Consider the following 13745-nt stretch of genomic DNA (forward strand, 5'->3'; position numbering starts at 1 on the left):
TATTTTGAACAATATGTCGGTGATACAGGCTATTGAAGGAGACAACTTTCGCACCTCCCGCATAAAATGTAAGCGTATCACATTCCTCGAATTCGGAGGTGATGAAAAGTGCTAGGATCGCTTACACTTTGGATGGAAGTTGCTTTGTGGGTCGTGCTGGGCTCGATGGGTTTAAACCTGTTGGTTGACTTGTTCAAAACGGTAACAGGCGGCAAATTCTCATTGGACTTCGTATTGGGCTACCTGAAAGACCTGTTGTACTACGTGATGCCGCTGCTTCTTCTTGCGGGACTTTCTTTAATGGACGTAACAGGCTGGGTCGTTCTGGTTGGTTATTACTTGGGCGCACTCGCAGTGCTCCTGAAGTATCTCATGGACTTGAAAGGGAAATTATAATCCATGTTGGATGCGGCAGTCGGCAAGCGGTTATACAAGGGCTGAGCATCTTCGGATAGGATAGGCCGGGGCTTCTTACGGGAGGGCTCCGGCCTTTAGTTTTGCGCGAACCGGACGGCAGAAGCCGCCGTGGAACCAATCTTCCTCCTTGTGCACCTTTGTGCCTCCTTGTGCCTGCATCACGCCTAACGAATCTAGGTAACGCTATTCGGCTGATCTGGCGGGATTTTTATTTCTAACTAAACTAGGTAATGCTATTCCATGCCGCAGCCCTTCTTTTTACCACCAAAGTGTCCAATAACGTTACTACGTTTCGTTAGACTCGGGAAACGGCCGATTTTCGCCAAATAGGCATATGACGTTTCGTTAGCGCGGAAAGCCCCCTGGCCCGGCACTCTTTGCAAGTGTAGGGCAGAGGGCTTTTTGGCATGATCAGCTTTCCTCAAGGCAATAGAGCCAGGAAGGACTTCGTCGCCGAGGACATCGGTATTCCCCGCAGCGTAGCAATGCCGATATGGCGGCCGGGCAAAGGCTCAGCTAGAGGGATTTCAACCAGGTCCCCACGACGCAGCTCCCCCATAACGTAGTTGCGAATGACAAAGGCCAGGCCAAAGCCGCTTTTGGCGAATTGGACAAGCAGATCCACGCTGCCGAGCTCGAATTCAGGGGCAAACGCGATACCGCGGGCCGCCGCGTAATTATCCAGATAGCTTCTTGTGCTGCTTCCTTTTTCGAGTAGTAAGAGCGGATAATAATTCAACTGGTCCAAGGTAATCGGCGGGCCGTCAGAGAGCGATTGATAACCTTTGCCCCCGACAAAACAATCTTGAAGCAGCGTGCTTTCGCGTATGGCGACTTGCTTGTCGGATACGGGCAGGCTGACAATGCCGAAGTCGATCTTGCCCTCTTTAAGGAGCGCAAGCGTCTCGGGGGTTGTCCGGTTGGTTACCCTGACGCGGACGCCGGGATGCTGCTCGTGGAACCGCTCCAGGTAAGGCAGCAAATAATGCTTGCACAATGTGTCGCTCGCCCCTATCGCAATTTCCCCGGTATGGAGATTGTTCATTTCGGCTATCGCTTTTTCCCCGATCTGAACGGATTGGAAGGCTTGCTCGATATATTGCAGCAGCACGGTTCCTTCTTGGGTTAAAGTGACTCCCTTAGGCGTGCGGAAGAATAGCTGTCCTCCAAGCGTGCTCTCCAGCTGCTTGACCGTATGGCTTACCGCAGGCTGGGTAATATGCAGCTGCTCGGCGGCTTTCGATAAGCTTCCGGTTTTGGCAATCCAATAAAAAACGCGGTACCACTCCAAATTCACTTCCATAGGTATTCCTCACATTTATATCAGATATTAGTTATATGAATTATTCTAATACACTTCCCGGGCTTTATCATTAGTAAGTAAGCAATTGATGAAGCGGAGGTTATGAGATTGACAGTAACGGCGATTGTAGGCGCAAATTGGGGAGACGAAGGAAAAGGGAAGATGACCGACGCATGGGCGGCGCAATCCTCTTATGTTGTCCGGTTCCAAGGCGGGAGCAATGCGGGGCATACGATTATTAACGATTTCGGGAAGTTTGCCCTGCATATGCTTCCTTCGGGCGTTTTTAACCCAAACGTTACGAATGTGATTGGTCCCGGCACGGCGCTGGATATGGGCGTTTTGCTGGCTGAGCTGGAGGCCTTGTCGGCACGGGGAGTTCCAACTCCTAAATTAATCATTTCGGATAGAGCCCAGATTGTATTGCCGGTGCACCGGCTGTTCGATGAACTGGAAGAGGAGAGGCTGAGAAGCAACAGCTTTGGCTCCACGAGACGCGGTATTGCTCCTTTTTATGCGGATAAATATACCAAGCTTGGGATTCAGGCTGCCGATTTGCTGGAGCCTGCCCGTTTGCTTAAGCGCTTGGAGCGGCTGTTAGAATCGAAAAACGTACTTCTGCAGCATCTTTACGGCCGTCCTCCCGTGCAGGCGAAAGACTTGCTGCCGGAGCTGCTTGAGCAAGCGAAGCTTCTGGCACCGTATATAGGCGACACCGCATCGCTGCTTCAGAAAGCCTGTATCCATGGAGAACCTATTCTGCTGGAGGGACAATTAGGGGCGCTTCGGGATCCCGATCATGGGATCTATCCTTTTACCACCTCCTCTTCGACGCTTGCGGGCTTTGCGGCGGTTGGGGCAGGAATTCCTCCGTATGCCATCCAACAGGTCGTTGCCGTAACAAAAGCGTATTCCAGCTGCGTTGGCGCCGGGCCGTTTGTATCCGAGCTTCATGGAGCACAGGCGGAGGAGCTTCGGAAGCGGGGCGGAGATGCAGGGGAATACGGCGTAACGACCGGCCGGCCTAGACGTGTCGGTTGGTTTGACGCCGTTGCTACGCGATACGGCTGCCGTCTGCAGGGAGCAACCTCCGTCGTATTAACGAACCTGGATGTCTTGGGTTATTTAGACGAAATCCCGGTTTGCGTCGGCTACGAAACGGATGAAGGGATTATCGATTGCTTCCCTATTACCTCCAGGCTTGAAGAAGCAAAGCCCGTGTACAAATCTATGCCCGGCTGGAAAAGCAATATCTCCGATATGAGGCAATTCGATGATTTGCCTCTTGCGGCCCAAAAATACGTAGAGTTCGTGGAGTCCGAAATTGGCGTTCCGATCGCGACGATTTCCGTTGGACCTAGACGCGATCAGGTGATTGCGAGATAAGTGAAGTGAAGTGAAGTTAAGTGCAGGTGAAGGGGCAATTCTCCGGGGCTTTCGGAATACGATGGAAATAAGGCTTCTTAACGGTGGGATACGGAGGTGGTCTTATGGGGAATAAAGCTGTTTTGGAAGAGCTGCTATTATCCTGGCCGGGCGTAACGACGGGCCCTCACCGGTTCGGCGGTATCGAATTTGCGGTGAACGGCAAGGAGATCGGACATCTTCACGGCGAGCGGCTGGTGGATCTGTTATTGCCGAAGGCCAAGCGGGATGAGGCCGTAACGAGCGGAAAAGCCAGGTCTCATCATATCCTGCCGGAATCCGGCTGGGTCTCCGTCTATTTGAACACCGAAGACGATCTTGCCCACGCCATTGAGCTGCTGCGTTTTAACTACGAACGGTTTGCCCAAGAAGGCAACGTTCCTTAACGGATTGGGCGCATATTCCATTCCTCCTTCGCTCATACTGTAAGGAGCTTGAAGCAGAGGAGGATTATACAGTGGACATTAACCGCGCCAAAGAAATTGCCGCTTCTCCGGTAATGGAGGACGTGAAGTATAACGGGAAGCAGGTCTATATCCAGCACGTGGATGATGCAAACGAGACAGCGCGCATCTATCCGTTAACTGATCCGGAGCAGGAACTTGAAGTGCCGGTTCGCAGCTTGGTTGAGCAATCATCTTCAATGGGAATGGAAGTTGATCAAGTGGCATGCCGGGCTTCCTTAGACGGAAACTAATAATTGGTTTTTGTAAAACAAAGCATGGCGGGTTACCGCTGTGCTTTATTTTTTGTATAATGAATCTTTCAGCAGTTAGTCAGCCGGTAGGAGAGAAGAACGTTCATGAAACAACAAGCGCAATTGAAATCCAGTTTGCTATTAATACTTGCTGCCTTTATATGGGGGTTTGCTTTTGTAGCCCAGCGTCAGGGGATGGAGCATACAGGGCCGTTTACCTTTAATGCCGTTAGATTTGTATTGGGCGCCGTATCGTTATTGCCGTTAATTTGGATCATGGATCGGAAATCCGGCCAGACCAAGGCGCAGCTTCGCGGTTCCTTTAAGAGCGCTTCTATATACGGAGTATGCACGGGGCTTATCCTGTTCATTGGGGCTTCCTTGCAGCAAATCGGGCTGATGTATACAACCGCGGGCAAAGCGGCTTTTGTTACGGGACTTTATATTGTTATCGTGCCGTTCTTCGGCCTGTTTCTGAAGCAGCGGCTTGGCGTGAACAGCGGCATTGGCGCCGTTCTGGCGGTTATCGGCCTATATTTATTATGCATGACCAATGATCTCACGTTGGGCAAAGGGGATTTGTACGAGCTTGTCGGCGCCTTATTCTGGTCCGTTCATATTCTGATGATCGACCGTTTCTCCCGCAGGACGGACGGGCTGAAGCTGTCGCTTGTGCAGATCATGACTTGCTCGGTGCTGAGCTTTATCGCAGCCTTCTCTACGGAAAAGGTGGAGCTCTCAGGTCTGTCCGATGCCCTCATTCCGTTGTTATACGGCGGCATTTGTTCCGTGGGTATTGCGTATACGCTGCAGATCGTCGGCCAGAAAAACGCGCATCCTACGCAGGCGGCCATTATTCTGAGCCTGGAGACGGTGTTTGCGGCCATCGGCGGTTACCTGCTGCTGGACGAGGTGCTTGGCGTCCGCGCGGGAATCGGCTGCATGTTTATGCTGGTCGGCATGATTGTGCCGCAGCTTCCGCCTCTCTGGCGGGTTAACCGTAAAAATCGTTCACTTCTTGGATAAACAGGGCAAACAGGGGATGCGAGGAGCTGTCCTCGGGCTTAGCGAACGCTTCGGCTAGGCTTTTGTAATACCAGGCTTGCTCTTTTTCGCCTCTTTTGAACCGGGACCAGAAGGATGGACCGTATGTTTCAAACTCCCGTTTCATGCTTCTCAGGTTATGCAGTTTGTCGGCACAGGCTACCAAGCGGATTTCCAGCGAAGAAGAGGGGAGAGTCTCGATCGTATGGGTTTTGCGTTCTTCCCAGCTTAAGGATTTATCCGGCTCGGAGCAGCCCTGCACGATAAACGTGATTTCTGGACCAAACTGTTCGGTTAACTGCTGCTCGGTTGTATCCGTATCCTCAAGCACATCATGGAGAAGGGCTGCTATAATCACTTCTTCGCCGTAGTTGTACGAGGATAGGAGCATGGCCACTCCGAAAGGATGGGAGATGTAAGGTATGCCGGTTCCTTTGCGGTATTGGTCCTTATGGGCGGTTGCTGCAAACTCGATCGCGACATCCAGTAAGTTCATTTGGATCAGCTCCTTTAATGGTATTGACTATATTATACGAAGAAGGAGCAAGTATTACGAGCAAAGCCGGCTATGATGTGCTCCAGGCATCCAGACATCCAGGCAGCTTAACGATATGAGTGGACCTCTGTCAAGAAAGTGGACACTGCTTAAGAGCAATTAGCCGATCTGTTGGTAGTACTGTGCTTCGAAACGTTCCGGAGACAGGTAGTTCAAAGCACTATGAATTCTTTTCCGGTTATAGAAAAACTCAATATACTCGAATAGTTCCGTGTAAGCCTGCTCCTTTGTGCGAAAACGAGTGCAGTAAATAAGTTCCTTCTTCAGCACGCTGTGGAAGGACTCTATGCATGCATTATCGTAACAGTTGCCTCTGCGACTCATACTTGCCCTCATTTGATATTGCTCGAGTCTAGAACGGTACTCCGATGAAGTGTACTGGCTGCCACGATCTGAATGATGGAGGAGTTCTGGAAGTGGATTCTCAGCCTCATAAGCCTGATCTAAGGCAGCCAGGACAAGGTCAGTAGTCATGCGATCTGCCAGTTTCCAACCTACAATTTTACGCGTGTATAGGTCCAGAATGCTGGCTAAGTACAGACGACCTTCACGGCATGGAATGTACGTAATATCGGCTACCCAAACCTTATTAGGTGCGGTTGTAACAAAGTTCTGATTCAGTACATTTGGTGCAACAGGATTTGTATGATTGGAATCGGTGGTTGCCACACGGAACTTACGCGATACACAGGAACGAAGGCCGTTTTCATGCATCAATAGGCCAACTAAGCGCTCCGAAACGATCCAGCCCTCACGTTTAAGCAGCTTTGTGATCTTGGGGCTTCCATAACGCCTTTGTGAGTCGAGAAACAGGTAGGTAATGCGCGCCACCAGTGCTTTTCTGCGCTTCTGGTAACTGTTCTCGTTGGCCTTCTCTTTTATCCACTTGTAATAACTGCTCTTAGAAACGTTTAGTACGATGCACATCTTCGCCATTCGAAATTCAGAGCGGTGATCTTCGATGAATTGGAACCTCAGTTCCTTTCTTTGCTGAAGATGTGCATGGCCTTTTTTAAGATTGCAATTTCTTCGTTTTGTTCCTCAATGATACGCTGCAATTCCTCGATGTCGCGCTCTTTTTTGCGTAACGTTTCCCGATCTACAAGGGGTTCATTTTCGAACTTCCGGTATTTCGCCTGCCACTGGCGCAGGGTTCCCTCCGGGATGTTCAGTTCCTCAGCCAACTGCGGCAACGATTTCTCTTGGCTTTGGAGGTATTTAACGGTGTTTTCTTTAAACTCTTCACTGTAATGCTGCCTGCTCTCTTTCATGTGGACGACACCTCGGTTTTTTTGTGTTTATTATCTACCTGCTCTTAGAGGGTGTCCACTTTTTATTCTAGTTGCAGCGGCATCGTTAAGGTCATGGGGAAGCGGTGATCGTGTGGTCTTAACGATGCGCCGCATCGTTAAGCTGGCCGGAAATGTCCGGTATCGGGCGAAAATAGGCGAAACCAGCTGCCTTAACGATGCGCCGCATCGTTAAGGTGACGAGTAAGCAGGTATAATGTGGTCTTAACGATGCGCCGCATCGTTAAGCTGGCCGGAAATGCCCCGGTATCGGGCGAAAATAGGAAAAACCGTCTGCCTTAACGCTGTCCGGCATCGTTAAGGTGACGGCAAAGCAGCCGCAGCGTGATCTTAACGATGTGCCACATCGTTAAGGCTTTTATCCGGATCGGCCGCGGCGAGCAACGGAACGGAAAGGCCCTCCCAGTCATCAGCGACTAGGAGGGCCTTCGTTATTTACTACCAGTTATTCCCCGACACGCGGGTGACGGTGAAGTTCGGGCTTTGCGCTTCGCCGTAAATGGCGGAGATGCCCGGGTTGTTGACCTTCACGTTGGTGAAGCTTGCTCCGCCGTAAGCTGGGCCTTGGCCTTGCTCGGCGCGTACGACAAGCTTGATGCCGTAGCGGGACGGATTGTTAATGTTGACGTTCTCGACGCGAATATTTTGCATCACCATATTGTTTGGCGACATGGACTGGAACATGAGGCCGAAGTAGACCGGATTGTTGATGTCCACGTTTTTGATCACAATGTTCTTGATTGCCCGGTCGCCGCCGTAGATCCAGATTGCTCCAAAGTTCTGGTAATCGTTAATTTTGTCGTCGGCGCCAACGCTGGTCCAGAAGTCGCCGCCCGTGCGGTCCAGCGTGGCTCCGTCAATGACGGTATCCTGGTCGCCGAAGCCAAGCGTGTTGTAGCCGAAGCTGTAGCTGCTGATCGTGATGCCCGGATACGTCAGCGTATCCGCGCCGTACAGGTTCTGGAACAGGTTATCCGAACCGCCGTATACGGCAAAAGCAGCCGCGCGGCGCACGTTAGTCGCCGTCAGATTCGTGTACTTGTTGCCAACGTTGTACGAGCCGCCGGAATCGGTAGCGCTGAATAGAGCAAAGGAATCATCGCCCGTACCGCGCGCATAGTTGTTGTCGATCACGTTGTATGAGGAGCCGTTCGTCATGTTGATGCCGTCCGCAAAGGTATTCTTGATCCGGTTGTTCTTGAACGTGTTGTAGGAGGAGTTAACCCCCCAGTAGAGACAGACGAAATGCTCGACCCAAATGTTCTGAACCGTTACGTTCTGCATGCCGTTGCCATCGATGAATTTGCCCGGTCCATCCACCCGGTTAATGTAGTTGCCCCATGCCGACAGGTCGCGGATCGTTGAGCCGTTAGCCGCGGCGCTGATGTTGAAGCCAACATCCGTATTGGACTGGCTTTGAGGAGCAACCAGCTTCGTGTACCAAGGACCGGCGCCTACGATTTCCGTTGCGCGGCCATAGAGGAAGATCTTGCTGTTGATCGTCCATTCGCCGGCTGGGATGTAGATGCCTTTCTTCGTATTATCCTGTCTGAACTCCGTCAACGCCTGGTCAATCGACTTGGACGCCGATACTGCCACGTATTTCGTTGGATCCGGGTTCGCTTGAGGCGGTGCCACATTTTCGGTTTCGAGCAGATCGACGTAGATCCAGGATACGTCGCCCGCATCCTTCTGAATCTTGATTTTGGTTCCGGCCGGATACACCTGATCCAGCATCAACTGCGCGTCCTCATAGAGCCAGTAAGCCGTTAAGCCTGCGCCAGGCGCATTGTCGTAGCCCAGACGGCCAAGCGTGCTAGGCGTTGCGTACAGGTAAGAGAACTTGGAGGAAACGTTAAATTTGCCTTTGCTTACGCCATCCGCATAAATGCTGACCGTTCCGGTCGTGTTCTCGGCAACCGCGTTGCGGAGGACAAACGCGTTAGCCGGGGAAGTCAGCGTAAATTCCACGTATTCTCCGGTAGCGTCCAGATAGACGGACGAACGGCCAGATGCTTCGCCGGCATAATCGCCGGGCTTGAAGTTAGGAGCCAGCTTCGTGCCGTTAGTCGCATTGGAGGTCGATTCCGCTTCCATGATGGTGAACGGCATGTTTGCACCGCGGCCCGAGTACAGGCTTACCGTATTGCTGTTATTGGTCTGCTTGGTGCTTACTTCGCTGCCGTCGGCGGCAACCATGGTGGTTACCGAATAGCTGCCGTTAACGGCCGTCCAAGTGCCCATCGTTACGTTAACGGATTGGCCTGCCGCAAGGGATCCGGTATACGAGCCGTTCCAGGTCTGAACGGTTGCGCCGGATGCGTTCTTCAATGCCACGGTAATCGGATGAGCGCCGGCCGCGGAAGCGATATTCCCTTGGTTCTTCAGGTTAGTCGTAAAAGTAACCGTGTTGCCCGCGCTTGGATTGCTTGGGTTCCAGGTCGTCGATACGATCAGATCGGAGCTTTGCACGGCGGCAACGGTGATGCCCGCCGAATTGCTGTAGCTGTTGTTGTTATTGTTTTGCTCGATAACCGTATTGCTCTCATCGACCTTCGCGCTTACCGGATAATTGCCGGCATTTCTTGCCCCGGCATTAACCGATACCGCAGCTGTCGCATTGGCAGCCAAGGCAGCTACGGGAGCCGTGCCAACAAGCTCGCTGCCCAGGTAGAAGTTCACCGAAGAGGCGGGGGAGCCGGCGTTGCCGATATTTTTTACGGTTGCGTTAAGGGTAATGGCATCCGTCTCAACCGGATTGGCCGGCGTCCAGGTCAGGCCTGTAATCGTCAGATCCGGGTTAGGAGCCGGCGTGCCGTAAATTTCGAATTCCGCTACCTGACCGCCAGGCGCGCCGGAGTTCGCCGTAATGTTCAGCTGGACCTTGCTCACGGTAGCGGTGACCGGAATGGTAACCGTGTTGCCGGAGGAAGGGTTGAACGTATAGGACTGCGCGGATACCAGATTGCTGAAGGATGTTGTGCTTTGGTTCGCGCCCAATACTTGAATCGTTTGCGTACGCGTGCTCCAATCGGCTGCCGGGTTCAGCTTCACCACAACGGAAGTGATGTCATGATTGGCGCCGAGATCAACGGTCAGCTGGCTTGGATTGCCGCTGCCCTCCCAGTAAGTGGACGTGCTGCCGTCATTGCCGTTAGCCGCTACATACGTAAAGGTTGAAGAAGAAGCGGTTATGGTTTTGCCTAATGCTATGTTCCCGCTGGCCGGAGGCGTAGGAGTAGGAGTTGGAGTAGGTGTTGCAGTAGGCGTCGGCGTTGGTGTTGGAGTCGGTGTAGGCGTTGGTGTAGGTGTAGGTGTAGGTGTAGGTGTTGGAGTCGGCGTAGGAGTCGGTGTTGGCGTAGGAGTAGGCGTCGCCGAAGCTGCCACGGAAATCTGATCCAGATTCACATTGCCGGAATCGGTAGAGTCGTATTTGTAGGCAATCGTGTTGTTGCCTGCATTAAGAGTCAACGTCTCGGTCTTGGTGCCCCAAGTATCCCAGTTCGCCAGGCTGTTCAGCGTGGTTTGACGGATCTTGGTGCCGTTGACGTAAATGCTCAACGTGCGCGCGGAGCCTTGGGCGTTAGCGTATTTGAGCGTGACGTCGTAGCTGCCTGCGGAAGCCGCGTTGACCGTAAAGGCCGTTGAGGCGCCTTGCGTCCAGTAGCCGTCAACAAAGCCCGTTCCGGAGTAGCCAGTGTGATCCGTATTCACTTTGGCACCGCCGGATAGAGCCGCGCTTTCGGCTTGATAAGTGCCGGATGGCGGAGGAGTTACGGCTGCTCCGTAAATTTCGAATTCGGAGAGTTGGCCGGCCTGCCAGCCTGTATTGGCCGTAATGTTCAGGCGGACGTAACGGGTGCTTGCTGCCGAGAAGTTGATGGTTACCGCGTTGTTGCTGACGGAAGGGTTAAAAACGTAACTTGCGGAGCCAACAATGTCGGTGAATGTCGATCCGTTCGTGCTCCCTTGCACGGATAACGTTTGGGTGCGCGTGCCCCAGCCTGCGGGAAGCTTCAGAACAACTTGATCAATGCTGGTGCTTGCTCCAAGATCGACTTGGATCCATTGCGGAAAAGCATTGTTCGTGCTCTCCCAATATGTAGCCTGGTTCCCGTCGGCTACATTGCCGGCGACATAGACATCCGCGTAGCCGCTAGCCGTTACCGTCTTGCCTATGGCAAGGTTGGAACCACCCGCCGCCGATGAGATAGAAGGGTAGAGCGTAAGCTGCGATAACAAAATGGCCAATGCAAGAGAGAACATCATAAACGGATTGCGGCTTAGCCTTTTACTATTGGCGAACATAAAAAACCTCCTAGTCAAATAGGTTGCTAGTTTAATCGTTAATGCGCTTACATTTTAAGGCATAGCTGCATTCAACCACCTCCTCGAAAGAATTCGCTTATCTCCGATCATTCTTGCTTTGCAAGCATCCATTCGAATGAACAAAAAACCAATACCTAACGGGTTACGCGTGCGGTATTGGCAGTCTCGAATCTTTTCGTCATGAGGTTGTAATCGAAAGAGCAGTCGTATGTGCATAGCATAATCCAGTTGCCTGCCAGGCTGAAGATGCATTCCTACGATGAACATGTGCGATCTTATGTATCGGCGGCGGCGCAACAAAAAAACCGGCACCGCATCAGAGCGGTACCGGTTCTATAGATCCTGTTCTTTCAAATAGGAGAGCGCGGAGCGCATCTTCTCGATATAAGCGGCTTCTCCGCCGGTACACATGAACCGTACTTGGCCATTACCGCGCCCCGTGCCGATTCCGTAGCGGCTCAGCATCGCGGTTAAACGCCGGATCGTTCCCAGATTGCCGTTCACAATCTGAATATGCGCAGGCAGAACATCCCGGAGAATAGACGTGTAGAACGGGAAATGCGTGCAGCCCAGCACCAATATACCGTATTCGTTCAAGTCGTAAGGCGCCAGCTTGGAGAGAAAATAATCCTTCAGCACTTCTTTATCGAACTGCAGCGACTCGCAATATTGCACCAGCTCGGGCATTGGAAGGGAATCTACGATTCCTTCTTCATCCACGCGGGAGACCAGCGCGTAATATTTCGGCATGCGCAGGGTGAGAGGAGTCGCCCAGACGAGAACCTTTTTCCCCGTTGCCCGGTTCATCTCCACGGCAGGCTTCACGGCAGGCTCCATCCCGATAATGGGAAAAGAATACCGCTCCCGCAGCTCGTTGATCGCGATGCTCGTCGCCGTATTGCAGGCTACGACCAGCGCATCGATCCCCTCCGCAACCATCTGCTCAACCGTCTGGAGCACGAAGTCGCGGACTTCCTCTTCCGATTTGGTCCCGTACGGAACATGCTTCGTGTCCGCCATATATAAATAATTCTCGGCAGGAAGACGCTTCAGCGCTTCCGCCAGTACCGTTAGTCCTCCGAGTCCGGAGTCGAAAATACCGATCGTCATAGTTTACAACGTTCCTATCCCATATGATTACACCCAGCATAACGCGGTCCGGGAAATAGGGCAAGACTCCGATCGGATTATTTTGAAGACGGCTATCCCGTCATCACTCTTTCTACCGGGTAACGGTACTTCGAGGTTGTCTGCTGGCCGCCAATGATATAGAGGAAGGACGTCAGTCCGATTCTTCCGATAAACATGAGCAGCATAAGAATGCATTTGGCGAAAATGCTCAAATCCGGCGTAATCCCAGTAGATAAGCCCACCGTACCGAAGGCGGAGCACACCTCCAGAATGATCGCGACCAGCTGATGCTGCTTGTCGGAGAAGCTGATGGCAAGCACGGACAGCGAACACATGACGATTGCCATCATGGAGATGGCAAGGGATTTTAGGATATCGTCTATATGCAGCTCGCGCTTGAATACCTTGTAGTCCCGCCTCCCTCTGGCAAAGTGGTAGATAAACAGCATATTGAGGGCGAAGGTGGTTGTCCGGATCCCGCCACCAACCGAGTTGGGAGATCCTCCGATAAACATGTAGACGCACATCAGCAGAAGCGTCGGCAGCGTCAGATGGGTAATGTCCATCGTCGTAAGGCCGGCGCTCCGCGTCGTAGCCGCCTGGAAGAAGGCGTAGAAGAAGCTTTCGTGCCAGGTTAGGCCTTTGAAATAATGCTGCGACTCGAAAAGCAGGATACAGACCGTTCCAATCGCGAGCAAAGCGAAATAGGTAAAAGAGGTCAGCTTCGTAAATAGCGAGAAACGGAAGGGATGATTCAGATCCAGCTTGTTGCGGGAGAGAAATGCTTTTAGCTCGATTAAGACAGGGAAACCGATCGCGCCGAAAATAATAAGCAGAATCGTCACCAGCTGAACGAAATAGTCATCCTTGAACGGGATCAGCGATTGGCCGGTAATGTCCATTCCGGCATTGGTTGTTGCGCTGACGGAGGCGAACAGCCCCTGCAGGAAGGCTTCTTGCCAGGTAGGGAAGTACCGGAGTAAGCGTACTCCGAAGATGACCGCGCCAATCAGCTCGGTCAGAAGGGTGATCCGCAATATTTCTTTTACGAGCTGGACTAGGCCCGATAAAGCGAATTGATTGTTGTCGACCATAATGAGCCTGCGCTCGCGGAGACCGATTTTGCGCCCGATCAACAGCCAGAAGAACGTGCTCATCGCCATAATGCCGATCCCCCCGAATTGAAGGACGAGCATAATAACGAAATAACCGAACACGCTGTAGGTTTCCGCCACGTTAAATACGCTCAGACCGGTATCGCTTACGACGCTGACGGCCGTAAAGACGGTATCGAAGAAAGAGATCTCGACTCCGGGCCTCCGCACGGCAGGAATGCTGAATAGAAGAATGGATATAAGCACAGCCAGAATATAGTAGCCGGTAATGACTTGGGCAGGCGAACGCCGGCTCACCCATTCCCGAGATGTTTTAAACATAGAATCCTCCCATTGTCCCTAAGGCATAGCCATAATATGGTTGGATTCGCATGCAAATATGCGGCCCCTCGCTTTTACAATTTCTTTATCAAATTTT

The 13745-nt window shown here is 52.2% G+C and carries 12 protein-coding genes; 5 read left to right on the forward strand and 7 right to left on the reverse strand.

What is annotated here, in order from left to right:
* Positions 1-108 precede the first annotated feature (108 nt).
* On the forward strand, positions 109-396 hold the full coding sequence (locus ACR9FF_RS03295) for a hypothetical protein (protein ID WP_127498809.1): 288 nt from the start codon (positions 109-111) through the stop codon (positions 394-396).
* Positions 397-838: 442 nt separating this feature from the next.
* Here ACR9FF_RS03295 and ACR9FF_RS03300 read toward each other — a convergent pair whose 3' ends face one another.
* Entirely contained in the window at positions 839-1720 is an 882-nt protein-coding gene (locus ACR9FF_RS03300) for a LysR family transcriptional regulator (RefSeq protein WP_435168980.1), read from the reverse strand.
* 108 nt (positions 1721-1828) lie between these two features.
* On the opposite strand from ACR9FF_RS03300, the gene ACR9FF_RS03305 reads away from it, so the two are divergent.
* From ACR9FF_RS03305 to ACR9FF_RS03320, 4 genes are all read left to right on the forward strand, one after another.
* A complete protein-coding gene (locus ACR9FF_RS03305) occupies positions 1829-3106 on the forward strand; it encodes an adenylosuccinate synthase (RefSeq protein ID WP_435168982.1) in 1278 nt (425 codons plus the stop codon).
* Between the two features lie 104 nt (positions 3107-3210).
* The gene (locus ACR9FF_RS03310) at positions 3211-3531 is read left to right on the forward strand and encodes a luciferase family protein (RefSeq protein WP_248758985.1); all 321 of its coding nucleotides are present in this window, start codon (positions 3211-3213) and stop codon (positions 3529-3531) included.
* A gap of 71 nt (positions 3532-3602) precedes the next feature.
* Positions 3603-3842: an H-type small acid-soluble spore protein gene (locus ACR9FF_RS03315; RefSeq protein ID WP_435168985.1), complete on the forward strand. Its 240-nt coding sequence runs from the start codon at positions 3603-3605 to the stop codon at positions 3840-3842.
* 105 nt (positions 3843-3947) lie between these two features.
* A complete protein-coding gene (locus tag ACR9FF_RS03320; protein WP_435168987.1) occupies positions 3948-4868 on the forward strand; it encodes a DMT family transporter in 921 nt (306 codons plus the stop codon).
* Here the strand turns inward: ACR9FF_RS03320 and ACR9FF_RS03325 are convergent.
* From ACR9FF_RS03325 to ACR9FF_RS03350, 6 genes are all read right to left on the reverse strand, one after another.
* Positions 4837-5382: an HD domain-containing protein gene (locus ACR9FF_RS03325; RefSeq protein ID WP_435168989.1), complete on the reverse strand. Its 546-nt coding sequence runs from the start codon at positions 5380-5382 to the stop codon at positions 4837-4839. The genes ACR9FF_RS03320 and ACR9FF_RS03325 overlap by 32 nt on opposite strands.
* A 159-nt stretch (positions 5383-5541) precedes the next feature.
* A complete protein-coding gene (locus ACR9FF_RS03330; protein ID WP_435172024.1) occupies positions 5542-6420 on the reverse strand; it encodes an IS3 family transposase in 879 nt (292 codons plus the stop codon).
* On the reverse strand, positions 6417-6713 hold the full coding sequence (locus tag ACR9FF_RS03335; RefSeq protein ID WP_205411930.1) for a transposase: 297 nt from the start codon (positions 6711-6713) through the stop codon (positions 6417-6419). Before ACR9FF_RS03335 ends, ACR9FF_RS03330 begins: the two co-directional genes overlap by 4 nt.
* 477 nt (positions 6714-7190) lie before the next feature.
* A complete protein-coding gene (locus ACR9FF_RS03340) occupies positions 7191-11060 on the reverse strand; it encodes a discoidin domain-containing protein (RefSeq protein ID WP_435168991.1) in 3870 nt (1289 codons plus the stop codon).
* A 354-nt stretch (positions 11061-11414) separates the two neighbouring features.
* Positions 11415-12191: a glutamate racemase gene (murI, locus tag ACR9FF_RS03345; RefSeq protein ID WP_127498793.1), complete on the reverse strand. Its 777-nt coding sequence runs from the start codon at positions 12189-12191 to the stop codon at positions 11415-11417.
* Between the two features lie 92 nt (positions 12192-12283).
* Positions 12284-13648, reverse strand: a complete 1365-nt coding sequence (locus tag ACR9FF_RS03350; protein WP_435168994.1) for a TrkH family potassium uptake protein — start codon at positions 13646-13648, stop codon at positions 12284-12286.
* Positions 13649-13745: the final 97 nt, after the last annotated feature.

Origin of the sequence: Paenibacillus glycanilyticus (genome assembly GCF_051200795.1) — a bacterium.
Taxonomy (GTDB): Bacteria; Bacillota; Bacilli; order Paenibacillales; family Paenibacillaceae; genus Pristimantibacillus; species Pristimantibacillus glycanilyticus.